This window comes from Mucilaginibacter sp. BGA-UO-ETr-C110 (assembly GCF_059567985.1).
On sequence record NZ_JCAQPB010000002.1, the window covers coordinates 5288511 to 5311778 of the forward strand.

At 42.6% G+C, this 23268-nt stretch carries 19 protein-coding genes, 1 tRNA gene and 1 pseudogene; 13 read left to right on the plus strand and 8 right to left on the minus strand.

What is annotated here, in order from left to right; all coding sequences use genetic code 11:
- Positions 1-164: 164 nt before the first annotated feature.
- The 6 genes from AC57BQ_RS22765 to AC57BQ_RS22790 all read left to right on the plus strand — a co-directional run bounded on the left by AC57BQ_RS22765 (position 165) and on the right by AC57BQ_RS22790 (position 8255).
- Positions 165-2075 carry a 7TM diverse intracellular signaling domain-containing protein gene (locus AC57BQ_RS22765; protein WP_496408443.1) on the plus strand — a complete coding sequence of 637 codons (1911 nt, stop codon included), beginning with the start codon at positions 165-167 and terminating at the stop codon, positions 2073-2075.
- 448 nt (positions 2076-2523) lie between these two features.
- Positions 2524-4404, plus strand: coding sequence for a glycoside hydrolase family 30 beta sandwich domain-containing protein (locus AC57BQ_RS22770; protein ID WP_496408444.1), 1881 nt, complete (start codon positions 2524-2526; stop codon positions 4402-4404).
- Between the two features lie 33 nt (positions 4405-4437).
- Positions 4438-5271 (plus strand): glycoside hydrolase family 16 protein, encoded by an 834-nt coding sequence (locus AC57BQ_RS22775; protein ID WP_496408445.1) that lies wholly within the window; start codon positions 4438-4440, stop codon positions 5269-5271.
- A gap of 65 nt (positions 5272-5336) precedes the next feature.
- Positions 5337-6569, plus strand: a complete 1233-nt coding sequence (locus tag AC57BQ_RS22780) for a family 16 glycosylhydrolase (protein WP_496408446.1) — start codon at positions 5337-5339, stop codon at positions 6567-6569.
- A 55-nt stretch (positions 6570-6624) separates the two neighbouring features.
- Positions 6625-7515, plus strand: coding sequence for a hypothetical protein (locus AC57BQ_RS22785; RefSeq protein ID WP_496408447.1), 891 nt, complete (start codon positions 6625-6627; stop codon positions 7513-7515).
- A gap of 95 nt (positions 7516-7610) precedes the next feature.
- Positions 7611-8255 (plus strand): hypothetical protein, encoded by a 645-nt coding sequence (locus tag AC57BQ_RS22790; protein WP_496408448.1) that lies wholly within the window; start codon positions 7611-7613, stop codon positions 8253-8255.
- Positions 8256-8395: 140 nt separating this feature from the next.
- Here AC57BQ_RS22790 and AC57BQ_RS22795 read toward each other — a convergent pair whose 3' ends face one another.
- From AC57BQ_RS22795 to AC57BQ_RS22810, 4 genes are all read right to left on the minus strand, one after another.
- Positions 8396-9916 carry a serine hydrolase gene (locus AC57BQ_RS22795; protein WP_496408449.1) on the minus strand — a complete coding sequence of 507 codons (1521 nt, stop codon included), beginning with the start codon at positions 9914-9916 and terminating at the stop codon, positions 8396-8398.
- A gap of 154 nt (positions 9917-10070) precedes the next feature.
- Complete coding sequence (locus tag AC57BQ_RS22800; RefSeq protein ID WP_496408450.1) at positions 10071-12173, minus strand: glycoside hydrolase family 97 protein; 2103 nt, start codon at positions 12171-12173, stop codon at positions 10071-10073.
- A 259-nt stretch (positions 12174-12432) separates the two neighbouring features.
- On the minus strand, positions 12433-13077 hold the full coding sequence (locus AC57BQ_RS22805) for a hypothetical protein (protein WP_496408451.1): 645 nt from the start codon (positions 13075-13077) through the stop codon (positions 12433-12435).
- 238 nt (positions 13078-13315) lie between these two features.
- Positions 13316-14350, minus strand: a complete 1035-nt coding sequence (locus AC57BQ_RS22810; RefSeq protein WP_496408452.1) for a DUF4097 family beta strand repeat-containing protein — start codon at positions 14348-14350, stop codon at positions 13316-13318.
- A gap of 199 nt (positions 14351-14549) precedes the next feature.
- Between AC57BQ_RS22810 and AC57BQ_RS22815 the strand changes: the two genes are divergently transcribed.
- Positions 14550-15701, plus strand: coding sequence for a M23 family metallopeptidase (locus AC57BQ_RS22815; protein WP_496408453.1), 1152 nt, complete (start codon positions 14550-14552; stop codon positions 15699-15701).
- Between the two features lie 99 nt (positions 15702-15800).
- Entirely contained in the window at positions 15801-16364 is a 564-nt protein-coding gene (locus AC57BQ_RS22820; protein ID WP_496408454.1) for a dihydrofolate reductase family protein, read from the plus strand.
- Between the two features lie 43 nt (positions 16365-16407).
- Here the strand turns inward: AC57BQ_RS22820 and AC57BQ_RS22825 are convergent.
- Positions 16408-16480: transfer RNA gene (locus AC57BQ_RS22825), tRNA-Met, on the minus strand.
- A gap of 193 nt (positions 16481-16673) precedes the next feature.
- On the opposite strand from AC57BQ_RS22825, the gene AC57BQ_RS22830 reads away from it, so the two are divergent.
- Positions 16674-17567, plus strand: coding sequence for a dienelactone hydrolase family protein (locus tag AC57BQ_RS22830; protein WP_496408455.1), 894 nt, complete (start codon positions 16674-16676; stop codon positions 17565-17567).
- 224 nt (positions 17568-17791) lie between these two features.
- Entirely contained in the window at positions 17792-18133 is a 342-nt protein-coding gene (locus tag AC57BQ_RS22835) for a hypothetical protein (RefSeq protein WP_496408456.1), read from the plus strand.
- A 77-nt stretch (positions 18134-18210) separates the two neighbouring features.
- On the opposite strand, the gene AC57BQ_RS22840 is transcribed toward AC57BQ_RS22835, so the two are convergent.
- A complete protein-coding gene (locus tag AC57BQ_RS22840) occupies positions 18211-18609 on the minus strand; it encodes a hypothetical protein (RefSeq protein WP_496408457.1) in 399 nt (132 codons plus the stop codon).
- A 347-nt stretch (positions 18610-18956) separates the two neighbouring features.
- Between AC57BQ_RS22840 and AC57BQ_RS22845 the strand changes: the two genes are divergently transcribed.
- From AC57BQ_RS22845 to AC57BQ_RS22855, 3 genes are all read left to right on the plus strand, one after another.
- Positions 18957-19550 (plus strand): DUF308 domain-containing protein, encoded by a 594-nt coding sequence (locus tag AC57BQ_RS22845; protein WP_496408458.1) that lies wholly within the window; start codon positions 18957-18959, stop codon positions 19548-19550.
- Positions 19551-19582: 32 nt separating this feature from the next.
- Positions 19583-20170 (plus strand): Crp/Fnr family transcriptional regulator, encoded by a 588-nt coding sequence (locus AC57BQ_RS22850; RefSeq protein WP_496408459.1) that lies wholly within the window; start codon positions 19583-19585, stop codon positions 20168-20170.
- Between the two features lie 520 nt (positions 20171-20690).
- Entirely contained in the window at positions 20691-21797 is a 1107-nt protein-coding gene (locus tag AC57BQ_RS22855; RefSeq protein ID WP_496408460.1) for an acyltransferase family protein, read from the plus strand.
- An 88-nt stretch (positions 21798-21885) separates the two neighbouring features.
- On the opposite strand, the pseudogene AC57BQ_RS22860 reads toward AC57BQ_RS22855, so the two are convergent.
- Positions 21886-22140: pseudogene (locus tag AC57BQ_RS22860) on the minus strand (VOC family protein); the annotation flags it as partial.
- A gap of 191 nt (positions 22141-22331) precedes the next feature.
- Positions 22332-23210 carry an NmrA/HSCARG family protein gene (locus tag AC57BQ_RS22865; protein WP_496408461.1) on the minus strand — a complete coding sequence of 293 codons (879 nt, stop codon included), beginning with the start codon at positions 23208-23210 and terminating at the stop codon, positions 22332-22334.
- Positions 23211-23268: the final 58 nt, after the last annotated feature.

Below are 23268 nucleotides of genomic sequence, written 5' to 3' on the forward strand. Positions count from 1 at the left end.
ACTTATTTACACCCCGTTAAATAACTGTATTAAGTACTTTTAATAGGATAATAAAAAGAAAACTATTATAATTGTATCCGGCCTGACACTAACCAAAACTAACCAGCTTCCGTACCAGTAGTTATTAATTACCGGTACGGAAGATCCCTTACCTGCTTGTGAGCATGTTGAAACTTTTATTGCGGTCATTTCTGTTAACCAAGGTGCTCTTTTTGTGCCTTATTATAAACGCGTGCGCGCAAAATACAGTACCTATAAATGATAAGGTACAGCAGCATATATTTGGATATAAACAGCTTTTATCCCTGGAAGATACCACCGGGAAACTTACCTTTAACCAGGTAAAAAACCTGGCGCTTACCAGTGCTTTTAAAGTAAACACCGAACCAACTCCCGTAACCAAACACCCCGGTTCTGCTTACTGGTACCGTTTGAAGATCGGTAAAAACCCTGGCACCAAAAACAGCTGGATCCTGGAGTTTTTTGATCAAACCATTGATAGTATTACGGTTTATTCGCCCATTACACCAGGTAATTACCTGGTAACATCCCTCGGAAGCCGGCATCCTTTCGGGGCCCGGTTCTATCAGCATAAAAACCTCACGCTTAACCTAAACCCCAATACCGATAACGATGGCGTTTATTACGTCCGGATCAAATCAAACCATTCGGTAAACATCATTATTGTACTTCGTTCGGTAAGCCGGTTTATCAGTTACGCGCTGGATGAGTATTTCTTTTTTGGTGTTTTTTATGGGATGATCCTGGTATTCGGCCTGTACAACTTCATGATGTTTATTGCCATGCGGCAGATACAATACCTGTATTACATCGCCTACAACATCAGCATTGGCTTATATGAAATGTGTGCCGATGGTATAGCTTATCAATACATGTGGCCAAACGCCCCGTTCTGGAACCAATATGCTTACGGTATAGCCTTATTTGCCGCCAGTATTTTCGCGGTGCTGTTTACCCAAAAGCTGCTCAATTTAAAGGTAAACGCCCCCCGTTTAAACAAACTTATCCGCTGGATTATTTTAGGGCGCAGTTTGTTTTTTGTAGCCTGTCTTTTGATCGACAATTGCTGGTTCAATTACAAGATCATTGAGTTTATCCCCTTGTCGCTTGCTTTTTATGCCGGTTGCTATACTTTGCTTAACGGGTATAAGCCCGCTCGTTTTTTTGTAATTGGCTATAGCTTTTTGCTCATCGGCTTTATCATCAAAAGCTGTATAGCGCTTAATATGTGGTGGCTGCCCGTTACCGAGTTTGATTATTACAGCCTCAGCGGTTGTTTCATTATGGAAATGCTGTTCATCTCTTTTGCCATTGGCGATAAAGTAAGGATCTTGAAAAAGGAAAAGGATGACGCCCAGCATAGCACCATTATGCAGATGAAGCAAAATGAGGAGCTAAAAGATGTACTCAACAAACGCCTGGAAGAGCAGGTGCAGGAACGCACCAAGGAGCTGGTTGAAAAATCGGGCATGATAGCCGAACAGAACGAGGAGCTCCGGTCTGTTAATGAATTGCTGCAGCAGCAAGCCGAGGAAATTTCAAGGATGAACATATTGTTGGAAAAGGATAATATCATTTTACACAACGACATTGAGAAAGTTACCCACGACCGTGTAATGTCGGCCGAGGTTGATTTTGAAGAATTCAGCCGGATATACCCCGACCGTGAAACCTGCTTTAAGTTTCTGTCTGATTTAAAATGGGCCAATAGTTATGCCTGTCGCAAATGCAATAACACTCATTATGGCAGCGGGCACTTGCCGTACAGCCGCCGCTGCTCCAAATGTGGATATGAAGAATCGGTAATAGCTTATACCATTTTACAAAATACACGCATCCCTATTAATAAGGCTTTTTACATGATATTTTTAATGTATTCCACTAAAGGAAAAATATCATCCCATAAGTTATCCGAGATCCTTTCTATCCGTCAAAGTACCTGCTGGGCCTATAGCTCGCGGATTAAAAAAGTGATGGAAACCCGTAAGAAAGAGATCAAAGATGCCGGAAACAAAGGCTGGAGCAAGCTGGTGATCGACAATTCGGCTAATTAAGCCATCATGTTGTTTATTAAGCTTTTACCATACTCTCAAGTGTAATTCCTCCCCGTTTTTTTCTTTCAAATTAATTGCGATACAAGCGTATCACAAATATTTATTTTATTTATAAAAACCCTCCCTGCAACGTTAAGCAGCCCTTTTATAAAGTTTATGAGCCTGCGTTTAAAGCGTATCGAATTTAATATAACTTATTATTAATCAGTTATTTATGAATATTTTTCTTGTTTATTACATTTAAAATAACATAAATTTGTTACAACATTTATAAACCGTACATAACGCTGCCATCCTGAAAAACATTTACGCTGGTGTATTTGATACACGGGTTAAAATTTCAAATATTTTAAGCTGTGGTTAAATCACCAATGATGTTTTGCGCCTGCTGCAGATGGACCGTACGTGGAGATCGATACACAAAAAACCAATTAACTAATAACAACTTATGAAGATCAATTACAATTTAAAATGGCTGGCGGTATTTATCCTGCTATCCGCGGGGGTATTTTATTCCTGTAAAAAGGATTCGCGCGCTTCTGCAGCAGCTGTACCGGGACAGGATACCCAAACCGTATCCCGTGCCGCGAATGAAGTGGTAAATGCCTGGGTTACGACATCCGACAGGTCGAAACAGTTAGAGGCCCAAACCAGTTTCAATTTTGCTGCCGATGCCGGCACCAATGCCACCACCATAACCGTTGACGAAAACTCCACCTACCAGGGCATCGATGGTTTTGGCTTTACCTTAACCGGCGGCAGCGCTGGTTTGCTTAACGGGCTTGGCGGCAATCAGGCTGCGGTATTGAATGAGCTTTTTGGTACAGCCAATGGGCAAATCGGGATCAGTTATTTACGTATCAGCATTGGGGCATCCGACTTGAGCTCCAGTGATTTTACCTATAATCAAACATCCGGCGATGTAAACATGAACAATTTCAGCATCAGCCAGGAAAACCAGGACCTGATCCCTATCCTGAAAAAAATACTGGCTATTAATCCTTCCATCAAGATCCTGGCCTGCCCATGGACGGCCCCAACCTGGATGAAGGTGAACACAACCGGCAATAACGGTTATACCGGCGGCAGTTTAAACACGGCTTATTATGATGCCTATGCCCGCTATTTTGTAAAATACATACAGGCTATGAAGGCACAAGGCATTACCATTGATGCCATAACCCCGCAAAATGAGCCGCTAAACCCATACAACAATCCGAGTATGGTGATGCAGGCTAACGAACAAGCCAACTTTATCAAAAACAATCTGGGGCCACAATTACGCGCTGCGAGCCTGAATACCAAGATCATCGCGTATGACCATAATACCGACAGGATAGATTATCCCGAAGCTGTACTGGCCGATGCAGGCGCTAATCCTTATGTGGATGGTTCCGCATTCCACCTATACTCAGGCAGTATTGGAGCATTGACAGATGTTCATAATGCTTATCCCAACAAGAACATTTATTTTACCGAGCAATGGGTAGGCGCTCCCAGCAATTTTGGCGGCGACCTTTCCTGGCACGTAAATACCCTGATCATTGGCGCAACCCGCAACTGGAGCCGCAATGTATTGGAGTGGAACCTAGCATCAGATCCTAACAATAACCCACATACACCGGGCGGCTGCAGCACCTGTTTGGGTGGTATTACGGTAAGCGGTACATCTATCACCCGTAATGTTGGTTATTATATTATCGGTCACGCGGCACGGTTTGTACGTCCGGGAGCTGTTCGCATCTCATCAAATTTATCAGGCAGCATCCAAAACGTCGCTTTCAAAAACTCAGATGGCAGCAAGGTGCTGGTAGCCCTGAACAACGGATCATCGGCAGTTAGCTTTAAGGTAAAATGGGGCGCAGAATCCTTTACTTATAGCCTTGCAGCCGGCGCGGTGGCCACGTTCAAATGGTCGGGTACGCAATCATCCGGCGGAGGAACCGGAGCACCGATAGGTTCCAATATCACGCTTAAAGGGTTTAACAATCAATACGTAAGCAGCGAAAATGGCACACAAGCCATGAACTGTAACCGCCCAACAGCTTCGGGATGGGAAACATTTACGGTAGTTGATGCCGGCAGCGGTAAAATCGCGCTGCAAGCTATGGGTAAATATGTATCCTCAGAAAACGGGACCCAGGCCATTACCTGTAACCGTACTTCTATTTCTGATACCGAAAAATTTGACTGGATAACCACTACCGATGGCAAAGTTACCCTGCGTGGCAACAACAGCAAATTCATATCCAGCGAAAACGGTACGCAAGCCATGACCTGCACCCGTGCTACAGCCAGCGGATGGGAAGCTTTTGGCGTAAACCAGTAAAACTTATAAACTAACTATTAACATACCTATCTTATGAAATCATTTTTTAACATCTCCAAAGGAGCCGTGGCAGCCATGGCACTCCTGGCACTAACAGCATCCTGTAAAAAGGATCTCAACAAACCAGCCGCTTCACCGGCAGATCCAACGGAGGCAAGCACGCCAAGGGCGGGCACACTGTTATGGTCTGATGACTTCAATGGCACCAGCGTAAACACTAATAACTGGAACATTATCAATGGCAATCCTGGCGTAAATAATGAAAAGGAGTTTTATCAATCGTCTAACATTACCGTATCCGGAGGTTTCCTGAATATTACCGCGCGTAAACAAACTGTTGGCGGGCAACCCTATACTTCGGGTAAGTTAACAACCGCGGGTAAATATCAGCCAACATATGGCCGCATTGAAGCCCGGATCAAATTGCCTGCGGTACAAGGTACCTGGCCTGCTTTCTGGACGTTGGGGGCCAATATAAACAGCGGAACCCCATGGCCAAGCTGCGGCGAAATGGACATAATGGAACAGGTTAACACCTCCAGCACCATATTAGGAACCATGCACTGGGCAGTAGCTGGTGGCAATCAGCATACGCAATATGGCGGCAGCACTACCACCAGCGTAACCGGCTTTCACACCTATGCTATAGAGTGGACCAGTACCGGTATCAAATGGTTTGTTGATGGCAACAATTATGTAACCGGCAACATTACCAATAACATTAACAATACCGGGGCTTTCCATAATCCATTTTTCATTATCCTGAATCTGGCTATTGGTGGCGATCTGCCCGGTAATACCATTAATGACGGCGCATTGCCATGCACTATGCAGGTTGATTATGTGCGCGTATATAGCTTACCATAGTCGCCACTAAAAATCATCTGTTATTATTTTGTACAACCACTTAATTATTAACATAAACCGACGTTATGAAATCAATTTTAATTTCTGTAAAAGGAGCCCTTATAGTAATGGCGCTCCTGGTAGTTACCGCATCATGTAAAAAAGACTTGAACAAGCCTTCGGCTTCGCAAGCAGATCCAACCCAGGTTAGTACACCCAGGGCAGGCACGCTGGTATGGTCTGACGAGTTTAACGGCACCAGCGTAAACACCGCCAATTGGAACATCGACAATGGCAATCCGAATGTAAACAACGAAAAGGAGTATTATCAATCGGCCAATGCTACTGTAGGGGGTGGATTACTTACCATTACCGCGCGCAAACAAACCGTGGGTGGCCAGCCGTATACTTCGGCTAAGCTGACCACTGCGGGTAAGTTTCAGCCAACTTATGGTCGTATTGAAGCAAGCATCAAGCTTCCTGCAGTACAGGGCACATGGCCTGCTTTCTGGATGCTGGGTGCCAGTATTAACAATGGCACGCCATGGCCAAGCTGCGGTGAAATTGATATTATGGAGCAGGTGAATACTTCCAGCACCATATTAGGAACCATGCACTGGGCCGTTGCTGGTGGCAATCAGCATACCCAATATGGCGGCAGCACTACAACCAGTCCTACCGGTTTCCATACCTACGCTGTGGAGTGGGATACCAATTCTATCCGCTGGTATGTGGATAATACCCTGTATGTAACCGGCAATATTGCCAACAACATCAACAATACAGGTGCTTTCCACAATCCGTTCTTTATTATCCTGAATTTGGCTATCGGCGGCGATTTGCCGGGCAATACCATTAACGACGGCGCCCTGCCTTGCAACATGCAGGTTGATTATGTACGTGTGTATGATCTTTCGGGCACCACACCTCCGTCAAACCCGCCAATTGGCCAAAACATTACCCTTAAAGGTTTCAACAACCAGTATGTAAGCAGTGAAAATGGGACTCAGGCCATGAACTGCAACCGCCCAACAGCTTCGGCATGGGAAACTTTTACCGTGGTTGATGCCGGCGGCGGCAAAGTTGCGCTGCAAAGCCAGGGCAAATACGTGTCTTCAGAAAATGGCCTACAAGCCATCACCTGTAACCGTACCACTGTTAGCGACTGGGAGAAATTTGACTGGGTCGCGACAACAGACGGTAAAGTTACGTTCAGAGGAAATAATGGCAAGTTCATCTCGAGCGAGAATGGCACTCAGCCTATGACCTGTACCCGGGCAACGGCCTCCGGTTGGGAAGCCTTTGGTGTAAATCAATAACCTAATCTTTATATTTAGCCTGCCTTACCTCAAAGGCAGGCTTTTTATTTACCTGATGAAAAAATTTATAGGTTTTTGCTTCGCGCTTGCCACAGGCATATCATGTTTGTATGCCCAATCTATCGAAAAAAAATTGCAGATATCCTTATCCACAGGATATCAGCAGCAAAGTTTTCACTGGTCGATAGCCGGGAATCTTAACGGTCAAAACCCCAATATTTATTCGGAGCTTAAATGGCAGCACCTGGGCGGGCAAAGCATAGCCGCCAACGTACAATGGAATCTGTGGAAACAATTTTCCCTGTATGCCAGCTATAACCGGCAATCTATATCATCAGGATCTGTAAACGATACCGATTATGGAGCCGATAACCGTACCAACCCAACTTATCACGAAACATTTAATGCCGATGAGGGTAATACCTCTTTGTGGAATGCCGGGGTTGGTTTTATCCTGATCAACAACGAGCGTTTTAGCCTGATACCTTATGTGGGGTACACCATGAGCAAACAGTCCTTGCATTTACTGGACCGTAGCGGCAATTTTCCTGATTTGAACAGCACCTATCAACCTAACTGGAAAGGAGCCTTTTTAAAAGTAACCTCATCTGTACGCATCATCAAAAATTTAAAGTTTGCTGCCGATGTTACCTATAACCAGGTTAATTATAATAGCAAAGCCAACTGGAACCTGATCCAAACTTTTCAGCACCCGGTTAGCTACCGTCATCATGCCAGCGGTTATGGGATTGATGCCGGCGGACAGTTTGTATACACCATCTACCGCAATCTCAGCATACATGCCGGGGGCGGATATTTTAACTGGCAAACCGGTAATGGTACCGATGAGCTTTACCTCAACAACGGACAGATTGATAAAACCCAGATGAACGAGGCTGTAAACAGCGGCTTTAGGGTACAGGGAGGGGTAGGCATCTCTTTTTAAGAGACAATTAGTTTGTAATAGTACGGTTACATGCGCCATCCCATTTAAACCCTTTTATTATTTATAACTCATATTATATATTTAATATAAGTTATATGACCTTATTCAAATCTCCTCTCATTTTTACTATGCCAGGCGCAGTAAAATATTTCGCCTTATTATTGTCCATCTCTTTAGGCGCAGGCTGCAGCTCAACACTTAAAACGGTTACCTCTACCCAAGCCAATCATCCTTACAAAAAAATAGCGCTCACGGTTATCAATACACATGCCGAACTCAGAGACTTCAGTAAAAAATCTTTTGACAGTATCGTAAATCCTGTTTTTAATAATTTGAAAGACATGCAGATACGGACAACTATCGAAGATAAATTTGCAGGTAAGTTATCCTCTCCGGGAACAAGCATCATCAAGTCATCAGATGTGTTTAAAATACATGAAAATGTTTCCTATGCCGATTACCTGGATAAGTTACGAAGCAATGGTGCCGATGCTGTTTTGATTATTGGCTTAAGCACTTCCTGGGGCTCGCAAACATCAACAACCCATCACAATGACACGGTAACAGAAAGCAATCCGAATTTCTTATTTCTTTATTACCTGGTCGATCTGAAATCGGCTCAACAGGTTTGGTTGGGTAACGACAGGGTTATATACCGGGCAGAAAATGTATCGCCAGGGGACGTCAGCAAGGCGTTATCCAAAGCTGGCTTTATTAATAAACCAGGGGCAACACGTTAAAAGCGTAAAAATATAGTGTCATTGCGAGCGCAGCGTGGCAATCCCCGATTTGTAGAGCCGCTCTGTATTTTAGGGATTGCCACGCTGCGCTCGCAATGACGTGTTTTATTTCTGTTTAGATAGAAAATGTGTTCTGTCTCTCAATTCTCTTTCGCAAACAAATACGGATCATACTCCAATCCATCGTTCACTTTAATTTCTGTAGATACTACTTTACTGCCATCGGTTTTAAACCTCAGCGGGAAAATACCATAGGCCAAATTGTTGTATGCCAGTATCCATTCGCCATTGTCCATATATTTCAAGGAAGCGGTGAGGTATTGATGATTGCTGAATTTTATTAACAAGTCCTTTTTATTTACAGATACCTCCATTTGGCCATAAAGCGGGTTTTGATATTTGCCTGCGTAAGCAGCAAGTGGCAGCTCCGGAGCTTTTCCTTTTACACGCGCCAGCATATCATCTGTTTTCTTTACCGTTTCCTTCTGATCGGGATTAAAGCCTTTCAACATAGCCTGGCTGCGGTCTACATATTTCACGCCCAGGTAAGCATCCAATATCTGGTAACGCAGGGCTTCAAAAAAGCTCTGGTTATCGTTATTAGTTAATATGGTGATAGCCAGTTTTTCTTCGGGGACAAAACAGGTATTGGTTACAAAACCATTCGCGCCGCCGGTATGCCAGAAAATCTGTTTACCATTATAATCCGCCTCAAAAACACCAAGGCCGTATCCCCGGAAGTGGGTTGGATAAACCGCCGATGCCCTGCTGCCCAGAATCGTATTTTCGTCGCGGGTTTTTTGGAGCGCTTTCCAGGCGATGATCTGTTTGCCTTCATATCGGCCGCTATCCAGTTGCATAGTGAGCCATTTGGCCACGTCTTTTACATTACTTACAATGCTGCCTGCCGGTGCCAGATTATCCACTTGGTCATACGGCAATTCAACCATCTGACCGGTAAAAGCATTGGTATATGGCTTGGAAACACCTTTACGTGCCGCTATACCCACCGTTAGGGGATAGGTATTGCTCATACCCAATGGGGTTAGGATGCTATCCTGAATATACGTTTCCCAGGGTTTACCGGTAACCTGCTGTATCACCTGGCCCGCGGTTAAAAAACAGCTATTGCAATAACCAAAGCTTTGTCTGAACTCCATAGATGGTTTCAGGAGTTTCATCCGGTTCATAATTTCCTGGCGGGATAGGGTAGTATTCCAAAAAGTAAAATCACCCTGGAATGTTTTTGTGCCTAAATGATGGCCCAGCAAATCTTTTATAGTAAGCAAAGGTGTGGTTGAGGCATCATATACCGAGTAACCCGGAAAATATTTGGTGATCTTATCATCAAGCGACAGTTTCTTGTCCACATCTAACTGCGCCAATGCCGTACCGGTAAATAGCTTGCTGTTACTGGCTATCATAAACAAGGTGTTTTCGTCAACCGGTTCATTTGTTTTGATGTCCCGCACGCCATAGCCCTTCATGATCACTGTTTTTCCATCTTTTACAATGGCAATGGCCAAGCCCGGAAGGTTCCAGTCTTTTAAGCCTTGCTTAATATAAGCGTCGAGCTTGTTTTCAATAAAGTCTGGTTGCTGCGCGAATGTTAAAGTAGCTGTTAAAAAGCTCAATAACGTTAATAAGGAAAGTCTCTTCATTTCTGTTTTCAAAAACTGCAAGATAGGAAAAAAGCCGTGCAGCAAAAATCAGGTGATCGCGTTATGATGAATCTCGCATAAAAAAACCCGCTATAAATAGCGGGTTCCCCTTAAACTAATATATTTCGGTCACCTATCTCTCTGCACTCATCCTTTATTTGATACTGATGGCCATGCCACCGCCGGAGGCAACAGGTTGTTTCAGTATAGTTTTAGACGTTACTTTGATCTTCCGGATAGCATAGCTTTTCGGGTTTTTATCATAACTGGCATCCTTACCATCGGCATACACAGTTGCTTCGTAAGTTTTGCCTTTGGGCAGGTACGCAAATGTAATATTGGCTATGCGCGGGTTTTCGTCGGTAATACTGCCGATGTACCACTCTTCTTTATTTTTAGCTTTACGAGCGATAGTGATATAATCGCCGGGCTCTGCCTCCAGGATATGGCTCTCGTCCCAATCAACAGCAACATCTTTGATGAACTGAAAAGCGTCCATGTATTTATTATAGGTTTCAGGAAGATCGGCCGCCATTTGCAGTGGGCTGTACATGGTTACATACAAGGCCAGCTGATGTACCAATGTGGTGTGTACAAATGATTTATTCTCGGGATTGTAAACGCTGCACTGTGTTTCAAAGATCCCCGGGGTATAATCCATCGGACCACCCATGAGCCTGGTGAAAGGCAAAATAGTGGTATGATCGGGATTGTTGCCGCCGAACGCTTCGTACTCTGTTCCCCTGGCGGCCTCGTTGCCTATTAAATTCGGGTAGGTGCGGCACAATCCTGTTGGCCTTATTGCCTCATGCGCGTTCACCATAATTTTATATTCGGCGGCTTTAGTAATATCATACAGGTAATGGTTTACCAGCCATTGTCCGTAATGATGCTCTCCCCGCGGGATGATCTGACCAACGTAACCGCTTTTTACGGCGTTGTAGCCATTCTCTACCATAAACTTATACGCTGTATCCAGGTGACGCTCATAGTTGCGTACCGAGCCTGAGGTTTCATGGTGCATAATGATCTTCACCCCTTTTTCGGCGGCATAACGGTGCAGTTCTTTTACATCAAAATCGGGGTAAGGGGTTACAAAATCAAATACATAATCTTTGGTTTTGCCAAACCAGTCTTCCCAGCCCTGGTTCCAGCCTTCAACCAGTACGGCATCGAAACCGTTTTTAGCTGCAAAGTCGATATATTCTTTTACATGCTGTGTAGTGGCTCCATGCTTGCCATTGGGTTTGGTCTTGGAATAATCGGTTACACCCAGCTGAACATTTTCCAGGTCGGTATAGGCCCAGGTACTTTTACCGGTGATCATTTCCCACCATACGCCTACGTATTTAATGGGTTTTATCCAGGATACATCTTTGTATTTGGTTGGCTCGTTTAAGTTCAAGATCAGTCTTGATTCCAGTATGCCTGCGGCTTTATCGCTCACAATCACGGTGCGCCATGGCGATTGTGTTGGGGCTTGCATATAACCTTTATCGCCAATAGCATCGGGCGTTAAAAATGACTCGAGCACAAAATTCTTATCATCCAGGTTTAATGACATGCAGGAATAATCAATCAGCGCAGCTTCATGTATGTTGATGTACAGACCATCTTTACTTTTCAGCATCAATGGTGTTTGTACTCCCGTTGGCGAAAAGGTGGTTTGCGATACATTGGGTGTAACGGCAGCCTTCATTTTACCCCGTATTTCTGAAAGATTTGATGTTACTGTTTCATACTCCTGTGTATCAAAATCGCCGGGCAGCCAAAACGCTTTATGGTCACCTGTTAAAGCAAACTGCGTATGCTCTTCCTTAATAATAAAGTAGTTCAGATTTTTTTGCGACGGGAATTCATACCGGAAACCCAGGCCATCATTAAACAGACGGAAGCGGATACGGATATACCTGTCCTGAACGGCTTTTTGTGTTAACGTCACCAGTAATTCATTATAATGATTACGGATGGTTTTCTCTTCGCCCCAAACCGGGTTCCATGACTCGTCAAATGTGCTTTGTTCTGTTTTGGTAATAGTAAAGCCCTCCAGGAACGATGGCACATCTTTAGTTTCTAAACCGAGTTTACTGGGCTTGATCACCTCTCTTTGTTTGTAATGGAGCTGATAGGTTGGTACACCATTCCCTTGCAGCTCAAATTTGAGCGTAAGGTTTTTATCGGGTGATGTTATTTCCTGTGCCTGAACAAAAAGCACAGCATGGAGCATGAACGCTGCAACGAGTATAGATCTACGCATATTTTAGAATTAAAAACCGGCTTTGATTAATTGGTTAGCAACAAAGTTTATCATCCTATAATCAGCGTCATATTTATTTATTTAAAATATAAATATTTTATTTTTTAAAATTCTCATTATCAATTAATTAATGATATAAAACGAGGTTTCTAATTTGTTTTTTATAAATAATTTTATACCCTTTTTGCCATCCAGAAAACAAAAAAGCCCTAAATCTCATCGATCTAAGGCCTAATTGTGGTTTGGTTTTAGGATTTAATTATTTTCCGAATACGTAATAAACGGATAGTTGAAGGTTATTAACAAAACTTAGATTAAAATTATCAGATGAGCCAAGCGTATCTCCTTTGTTTTTTGAGTGTGTATAATTCAAATTGGCTAAACCTGCTGCAAGACCTATATTTTTTGCCGGGTAATAAACAAAGTCCATACCTAAGCCTCCGCCATAATTATCAGAGCTATAGCTTGCACTATTACTTGAATACGCATAGGAATTTTTGGTTTTTTGATAAGTAAAGTATGGCCCGGTACGGATGCCTATTTTATTATCGAATAAAAAATACTTTCGTAAAGACATGGTACCAAAGTAGTTTCTACTGTCGCTGTTGGAATTATTATCATTAGGATTATTGGTCATATGATTATAACCGTACCCTAAACCAACAGCAAGATCTAACTTGTCAGCAATAAAATAGCTATAACTTGGAAATATAGAATAGGATGTTGTTTTGCCTTTTACATTTCCAGTGTAGGTATTACTATAACTCAAATAACTTTGACTATTGGAGGTTGAGGTTGAGAAACCTAAAGTTGCTCCTAATTGTTGATTGCCTTTTTCTGTTTGTGCTTTAGCCGCTTGAAGAGTAATAACTGATAATACTACCAGCAGGAGTTTTTTGTACATAAAATTGTGTTTGAAAGGTTAATGTTTTTTTATAAATCGGGAGTATGACAACGATAATATTAGTTGGTTTAATCAGCTAAGTATTATAATATTTAAAAAGCTAATACTGTGCGATTTAAAATTCAACAGGTTGTTTTACCTTACATAAAAACAGTTGTACAAATAAACTTTTAAATAATAAAGGCGGCTCCCGGATGTCCGGGAGCCGCCTTTATTGCGGTATTATTTCAAAAATGTATTAATTAAACTTCACATTCACATTTCCACTTGAAGCATCGGCACTAACAGATGCACCTCCACCATTCACTGTTCCGCGCACATGGTCTTTTTCCCACTCGCCGTTAAACCCGTTTATTTTTCCAGAATTAATCCGGTCGCCCCGGATGTCCAGGCTAAGTCCCTGTTTTAATGGCAACTCCAGGTCGATATTCCCGGAGCTCACATCCAGCTTTAAATATTTACCAACCCTTTTCATTTGCGCATGCAGACTGCCAGCGCTGGTTGAAGCATTTAAACTACAATCCATTTGTCTTAAATCGATACCGCCGCCAGAGGTACTGGTGATCAGTTCGCCGGTTATATTGTTACCCTGCACACCGCCGCCGCTGGTATTAGCGTTGATATTACCATTCAGGTTATCCAGCTGCAAACCGCCGCCAGATGTTTCCAGTTTAATTTTCCCAGTGCAGTTTTTGGCAACAATGCCGCCGCCACTGGTTTCCAGGTTGATATCGTTACCGGAATTAGAAACGTGTATGCCACCACCACTGGTTTCACCTCGAACTACTCCGCTAAGCCTGTCTATCTGCAAGCCGCCGCCACTGGTAGTAAAACTTTCATTTCCTTTTAAGTTATCCAGGCTGATACCACCACCACTGGTTTTAAGATCTGTAGATGTTTGTTCAGGAACATATATTTTGAATGATATGCTCATCTGTCTTTTCCAATCAGAAAAATTATGTTTGTTTTTTGCAATAGCACGAACCTCATGCCCGGTAACCGAAACACTCAGGTCATAATCTTCGTCAAGGCGTTTTTTGATCTCTTCTTTTGAAAGTTCGCGACCATTATTACCCTTAATGTAAACTTCCACCCGCGCGGCCTCGCCGCTTCTGCCACTAACTAAAATACCACCGGCCGAGGTATTTACTACAACCCGGTTAATGGCATCGCTACTTAATGATTTGGTAAGGTATGGTGTTCTGCTATCATCCTGTGCCATAGCAGCAGTTGCACTACAGGCAAGGGCAAATAGTAAAAAGTATGTTTTCATATGATTTGATATTGGTTTATTTCTTACATAAGACCCCCTTTTTACCAAATACGTTGCACCGCCATTAATATTTATTTAGCATCAATTTATAATCCCTGTACAACTGTGGTTGAATATTCAGGTATACTGGTTGAAAATGTTTGAGAGCATCGTTTTAATTATGCTAATTTTAGTATCAACAATAAGTAATTCTCTTTTAATGCCTCCGAAAAATAAATATATCCTCTGTATTGCTATTTGGCTTACGTTCACTTTTGGAAAAGGCTATGCTCAACAATACCAAACCACTGTTGATATGCGCGTTCCCTTTGTTTCGGCACCAACTGCTATTAATGGCAGGCCAGCCATTTATTATGAACTTCATATAACCAATTTCGCAAAGGATTCGCTGAAGTTAAAAAACCTTAGCGTGCTAAATGCCACAGACTCTTCTACTATTTTCTACGGTGATGAAGTTAATTTAAAGGACCGTGTTAAAAGGGTTGGTGCATCCTCCAATGCCGACAACCTTATATTACCACCGGGCTCAATGGGGGTAATTTATCTGGAGCTTAATTTACCGGTCGGAAATACCGCTATGCATTTAATTCACCAGCTTGGATTTGACCTGTTAAATGCGAACAAAAAAATATCCGTTTCGGTAAAAGGAGCCCGGATAGAAATAGTGCCGAAAGCTCCATTGATCATCGGTCCTCCGGTACGCAGCGGCCCGTGGGCTGCTATTTATGAACCATCATGGATAACGGGGCATCGCCGTGTATTTTATACCGTAAATGGAACCGCCCGGCTTCCCGGTCGGTTTGCTATTGATTTTATAAAATTGGATAACAAAGGCAGGTATACTGACCATAATGAAGACACCATCCGCAACTGGTATGGTTACGGCAGTAATGTTCTGGCGGTAAGCGATGGTGTTATCGCTTCGGTTAAAAATGATTTCCCGGAGAGCGCAACTATTTCTAAATACCAATCCCCACCGCCCGAGAACGCAACGGGTAACTATATCTCCATCAAGATAGGCAACAATCAATTTGTGTTTTACGAGCATCTGAAACCCGGAAGTATAAAAGTTAAACCCGGTCAAAAGGTTAAAAAAGGTGAGGTGATCGCTTCTTTAGGTTTTACGGGACAAACAACCGGGCCTCATTTACATCTTCATATAGCCCTGGAAAACTCTCCATTGGGGGCAGAGGGAATCCCGTTTGAGTTTGAAAATTTTACGCTTTTAGGCTCCTATCCTGATTTAAACGCCTTTGGAAAAAAGCCCTGGGCACCTGTACTAAACTCAACACCGACATTAGTACACAAGGAGCACCCTGCCCCAAATTCAGTAATAAGGTTTGACAATTAATCAGCAAATGAGCAAAACACAGGTTTAATTTCCGGCGTGTCTCGTTTTTATTTATATTGCTTTAACAGCAGCGAAAATACCTCAACAATGCTTACCGCAATGGAGAATAACGCATTCAAATTAACCATCCACATGGTTTCGAGCCTTGACGGATTCATCGCGAAAAAAGACAATAGCGTTTCATGGTTCGAGACCATTGACTCCTATGAGAAAGGAACTACGCTGACAGAACAGGATATGGCGGAATTCCTGAAATCTATAGATTGTTATGTGATGGGTTCCCATACGTACGAGCACGCACTAAAACTTTCAAAATCTTACGGGTGGGTTTATGGCGATGTCCCGGTCATCGTATTAACGCACAGAAATTTGCCGGTTGATGGACAGAACGTCGAATTTTATTCGGGGGATCTGAATAATTTTGTGAATGAACGGTTAAAACCGAACTACGGGAATGTTTGGATGGTAGGTGGCGCTATACTGACCAAAGATCTGATCCGTTTAAAGTTAGCAGACGAAATAAGGGTATCCATTATACCCATTGTTTTAGGTGAAGGAAAACTGTTTTTTGATCATATCGGGCAAGAACAAACATTGCACCTGAAGGACGCAACAGCCTACAAAAATGGAATAGTGGAGTTGCACTATGAAATAAAGAAATAGTCTTTAATAAAAAAAGTCGCTTTACTTTCGTAAAGCGACTTTGTAGCGGGAGCAGGACTCGAACCTACGACCTTCGGGTTATGAGCCCGACGAGCTACCAACTGCTCCATCCCGCACTGTTTTGATGGGCTGCAAATGTATGATAAGTTTTTACATTACAACTAATGATCAACAAGTATATAATTGGGTAAACAAAAGTCGTTCAGAGAAGGTTGAGGGAATAGATAAGTAACGACACTGTTACTGCCTTAATAAAAAACAATTACCTTGAATAACTAAATTTGAATATAGCCTTCAAATCCAAAACATATGAGCCAGATAAATAAAGAAGATATCAAGCAGGAAGTGTTTGATCTTTATGATGACTATGCGCACAATCGTTTAAATCGCCGCGCGTTTGTTGAAAAGCTTTCCCTTTATGCCGTGGGCGGCTTAACCGTACCTGCGTTGATGAGTTTCCTGATGCCTAATTACCAAGCTAATGTTCAGGTTAAGGCGGATGACCCACGCTTAAAATCGGAATACATCAACTATTCATCACCCAAAGGAGGCGGAACAATTAAAGCCCTGCTGTCAAAACCAGCCGATGCGAAAGCTAAACTCGGGGGTATAGTGGTGGTTCATGAAAATCGCGGGTTAAACCCGTATATTGAGGATGTGGCAAGAACAGCTGCCCTGGCTGGGTTTATTACCCTTGCGCCTGATGCGTTGACACCGCTGGGTGGTTATCCTGGCAATGATGACGAAGGCCGTACGATGCAGAGCAAGCGCGACAAAGGCGAAATGGAACAGGATTTTATAGATGCGTTCCATTACCTAAAAAACCACAAAGATTGCAATGGCAAAGTAGGTGTTGTGGGCTTTTGCTATGGCGGCGGAATTGCTAACATGATGGCCGTGCGGATTCCGGAGCTGGCAGCAGCCGTTCCATTTTACGGAAGTCAGCCGGCCATTGCCGATGTTCCTCAAATCAAGGCACCCCTGCTTTTGCACTATGCTGCACTGGATACACGGATCACCGAGGGTTGGCCTCCTTATGAAGCCGCCTTAAAGGCGAATGGTAAAAAATACCAGGCTTATATTTATGAAAATGCAAACCATGGCTTTCATAACAATACTACTCCCCGTTATGACAAAGCGGCCGCAGAACTTGCCTGGAAAAGAACCATTGATTTTTTCAACGAGTATCTGAAAAATGCATAACGTGTATTGGCTGGGGTAAATACCATATTAAAAAAGGCTCTCAGATTATTGAGAGCCTTTTTTAATATGGTACCGCAAACGTCCTGCTTGGGGCTGAAAGGGATAAATCCTTTACCGCAGGAAATCCGTCATTTACCGACATCTTTGACCATATCGCCAATTTTCTTTTCATGGCAAGTCATTGGCCATCTTACTTTTGAATGAATTAAAAAAATTAAAACGCCATGATTGATAACTACATCAACACCACCGCTATATTTGGTGAGGTAAAAAAACATATTCTGTCAAAGGATTTCCAGTTTGGCCAGCTCACGAATGTATTTGGCAAAACAACGGTTGATTTTAGTAATGCTGATATAAGTGGCGCTGTAATATTGGATAGCACCCAGCTTTTCGGCGAGATCTGGATCAAAGTACCGGCAGACTGGCACGTCATCTCAGAGGTGACCAACATTTTTATGGTAGTAGAAGACAAACGGCGAAACCCCTATGTAAATATTGACGTCCATAAAACACTCATACTACGGGGAGTTGGTATTTTTGCAAGCATTAAGATTATTGATTGAGCTAATTAAGTTTAGAGATTCAACCCTTGATCGGTGTTATCACCCATCACTAAATACGCAGGATAAGTTTTAGACCCTTAATTAGCAGCCTCTTTAAATGAAACTACCCCTGAAGCGGTATCTAAATCTATGTTATATTCTGTAAAATTAATTTCTCCAATTCTTTTATAAAACTTGTACCCCTGGGATGATTTGCGCCAAACCGCTTTGTCGCCATTCTTTCCTTTAAACATGGTGTAATCAGTTACCCTTTGTTGACTTACAGTATCATTGTAATAATCCGACCGCTTTATACTAATAACAAATGCATCTAAAGCACTTTGGGGAAGCTTTATTGCATAGTAAATAGCGTAATCTGATCCCATGTCCTGATATTCATCCCGCAGTATTTTTGCCTCTGCGGGTATAATAATGTGTGCATTTTTTTCAAATCGTTCTTTGCTCGGCGTTCTTCCCCAATCACATGCTGTTATCATGCACATTAATGATAAAATGATGGATACCTTTTTGTTTATAAAATTAATTGACACTCTAATAAATACTGATTTAATTTAAAAATATAAGATAACTGCTGATAGCTCTGTTGCTTAATCAACCCTAAATTATGAATTAACCTGTAGTCGGTGTTATCACCTCACTAACATACAAAATATCCCAAAACAAAACAGCATCTCAGCGTACCGTTCATCACAGATGGGTAAAATTACCTTAAGCTAAAGCAAGATTATATTTAGCTAAGTAAGTAGCTGCTTCGGTTTTCACTTAAGTGAAAAAATGCCAGACCATTAGCGGCTACATTTGCTTTAAAAACATAAATAACGTCATGAACTCATCAATTGAATCAATAAAAACTACCGACTCAACAACTACTGTTCAAACTGCCAGATCGCTGCGCAGCCTCTACTTTGCACGTACTGCATTTTCTGTTATCTGGGTTATCCTGATCTCCGTTTTCGTTAAAACTAATAGCAGCATTACCTCTATACTTTTTATTATCTATCCGGTCTGGGATGTTATTGCCACCTATCTGGACATTAAGGCCAATCCACCACACACATCAAAAACGCCGCAATATGTAAACATGGCTATTGGCATCCTCACCACCATTGGCGTGGCGCTGGCTTTACAAAAGGGCGTTCCTGCAGCGCTGATGGTTTTTGGTGTGTGGGCTATCGTAACCGGTCTTATACAACTTATACTTGGCCTTCGTCGCCGGAAAGAATTGGGCGGACAATGGCCAATGATCATTAGTGGTGGTCAATCTATGCTGGCCGGAAGTGTATTCATTGCTATGGCAAAGTCGCCAACAATGGGCATCAGCAATTTGGCTGGTTATTCGGCTTTTGGCGCTTTTTATTTCCTGCTCGCTGCTATCCGGTTGTCAAAAACTATAAGAGGACTTGAAAAGGCAGTCTGATTATTTTTATACTTGCTAAAAAGCCTGACACTATGAGCGAATATCATGAAATACTGAAAGCGCATTTGACAACGTTTGCCGCTTTAACCGAAAAAGACATTGCCGACGGCAATGCCTTTTGGAAATCCCGCAAAATTAAAAAAGGCGATTTTTTTAATATGCAATACATGGTTTGTAATGATCTGGGGCTGGTAGTTAAGGGAATTTTCCGGATCTATTACAGCCATCCCGACACAAGCGCGGAGACGAACATTTTTTTCTTTTCAGAGAATCAATTTATCGTATCCTTCCGGAGTTTCATTACCCGTAACGCATGTCATTATTTCATTCAGGCGATGGAGGATTGTGAAATAGTTTATATCACGTATCACGATCTTATTAGCTTATACGAAACTCATCCAAACTGGGCCATATTTGGCAGGCTGCTGGCAGAATTGTTCTTTACCTATTCGCAGTCGCGGGCCGAGGAATTATTGTTTTTTACGCACGAGCAACGGTACGTCAGGCTTTTGGACGAACACCCCAATATTGTTAACCGCATACCGGCATATCATATTTCCTCGTACCTCGGGATCAAAAACCCATCTTTGAGCCGCATCCGGAAAAGGATACAGCGATAAAATCATGGTTTACACTTTTTATGGTTAACATATTTATAAAAAACTGATTAACAGGCTATTGCATTTTAAAATCAGCAAATATCATGGTTACAGTGTAAACCATAAAATAGCTCAAAGCTAAAAGCCTCGAATACTTCTATTCGAGGCTTTTAGCCTATGGTGCGGTGATAACACCGACCACAGGCTGAACGCTTTTCAGGGTTTACATTTTTATAAAATATTGACAATTAATTATATAAAAAATCGCAATATATTGGCCCACAAAGTGTAAACCCACAAAATACCCAAAACATCAACAGCCTCAAATGTTTCAATTTGAGGGCTGTTGATGTTTGTAGCCCCAATCGGACCAATCTCTCCCCCTGATTGACTCCATCAGGCCTTTAGCGAAAATGAGACGATATGCATGAACTTTGACACAATACGAAGATATCCCGGTAACACTTTTACTTATTTTTACGATTTGGGTAAAACATCAATATGTGCGACCCATGAATACCGACCAACTCTAATCCTGTACATGGACAATAATATACTGATCACCAAACCCCATTACCCCATACTGGATGGTTTACGCGGTGTTGCAGCCATCATCGTAGTTACCTTTCACCTAACCGAACCGCTGGGGAGCGGTCATCTGGATATCATAGTTAATCACGGATACCTGGCTGTCGATTTCTTTTTCCTGCTCTCGGGCTTTGTGATCGGCTACGCTTATGACGACAGATGGCATAAAATGACGGTCGGTAGTTTCTTCAAACGCCGTATCGAACGTCTCCAGCCAATGGTGGTTTTGGGAATGACCCTCGGCGCTGTCGGATTCTATTTCACGGATTCTACGCTATGGCCACTTATTCATACTATTCCCGCCTGGAAGATGCTGCTGGTGATGCTGATCGGTTATACTATCCTGCCCGTGCCATTATCGCTTGATATACGTGGCTGGCAGGAGATGCACCCCCTGAATAGCGTGGGATGGTCTTTATTTTTTGAATACATTGCCAACATTCTTTATGCTGTCTGGATCCGGAAGTTTTCCAAAACGGCATTAAGTATCCTGGTAGGCATCGCTGCTATCGCACTCGCACACCTGGCGATCACGAACGGTGACGTAAGTGGTGGCTGGACACTAAATGTGGAGCAGGTACGCATTGGGCTAACCCGCACCATGTACCCTTTCTTTGCCGGCCTGTTACTGTCGCGCGTAGTTAAACCGACTCCAATTAAAAATGCCTTTTTATGGTGCAGCCTTTTAATCGCTATTGTACTTTATATGCCACGCATTGGCGGTGCTGAACATCTTTGGATGAACGGGATCTACGAATCTGTTTGCATCATTATTGTTTTTCCGCTTATCGTATACCTTGGCGCCAGCGGCATAATACAAACTCAAACAGAGAACAAAATATGCAAATTCCTGGGTGATATATCCTATCCGCTTTACCTGGTACATTATCCGCTGGTTTACTTTTATGTGGCATGGATCAGCAATAACAAAGGCGTAACCATTGTACAGGCCTGGCCTTATGCTTTAGCTATTTTGATCGGTGCGATTGTCCTGGCGTATATCACTTTGAAATGGTACGATGAGCCGGTTCGGAAATGGATGCGAAAAAAATTGGGTTAAATAGAAAAGTCTCGTTGCTATCGCAAGCGTCCCGCTTGCGGTAGCGGAGGTAATGCAAATTAGGTGTTCGCTATTTTCTCTGTTAAATTTATCCCTTGTAATTTGGGTCAAATTCCACAATCCATTCAATACCATATTTGTCTCTAAACATTCCGGCGTATGAACCCCAGGGACTGTCACCGATGTCCCCCTCAATATCTCCACCTGCTGATAGTCCGTTAAATATTTTGTCTGCCTCTTCACGACTTTCTGCACTAACTAATATTTTAGACCTGTTTTCGTTTTCGTTTACCCGTCCCATAAATTCGGGAACGTCATTGGCTATTAACACATTGTGTTTACCATCCCAAACACAAAAAAGCCCCCAATCTTTCGACTGGAGGCTTTTAGCTTTCATAGCCCTCAAGGAGCGTTTCTCAAACTATTTCTTAGAAGACTTGGGGGAAATAGCATTTTGCGCTTTGTAGCTAACATTCGTTGGATTGATAGCGGCCTACTGCAGCACTATTGCCTTTTGTTGAGAAACTCGTTTTCTTAATTGTTTTTACTCAGCCATTCCTGGAGCGGCACAAATTTATGGGTAGCGGTTTCTTTTGCCAATTCAATTCGTGATGTTGAACCTGGTCCCATATAAGTGTGTTTTTCAAAATACCCAAACATCTCGGCTAACTCTTTTGCCCCTTCAAAAAAAGTTGAAAATACTTCGGCCGGTACCTGTGAAAAGCTGTACTCTTTACCATTGGCTTTATAGGCTTCTAGGATATCATTAAAACTGTACAAACCGGTTGCCAGGGCAAGGTAATTACCGTTTCCAACTTTTTCGGGTTGCAAAAATGCACCGGCGACTACTTTTCCCAGGTCATTAATGTCCGACATGTGAATCGCTTTTTTTGTTGGGTCGATCGGTAATGTCCAACCGGTTGTGCCATCTTGTTTTGGCTGTGGCCCCATCATCCCAACAAGATTTTGATAATAAAATGGTGGCTGAACAAATGTTACATATTTGAACCCTGCACTTTTTACCAGATCATCCACCTTAGCTTTGCCACTAAAATGAGGCACTTCAAATCCTGCTTCACTAATGAGCTCAACATCTGGAAGTGTTGACCAAATAAAATGTTGCACTCCCGTTGCTTTTGCCGCTTCAATGGCATTTTTACCCTGGGTGATTTCATCGGCACCTTCCCAAAAGTTGGTTACCACAAATACACCATAAGCATTTGTAAAAGCCTCTTTTAAGGATTCCAAATCTTTTAGATCTGCATAAACTGCTTCATTTGCCTTGCCTGTATATTTTTCCGGATTACGGGTTATTGCTTTCACATTAAAAGAGCCTTCATTTACAAGGGCATTTACAATACCCTTACCTTGTGCACCTGTTGCTCCAATTACTACTATTGTTTGCTTTTTCATCTCTTTGTTTTTATGATGTAAAATTGCAACAACAGCACACCCCGGAACGATGAGAAAT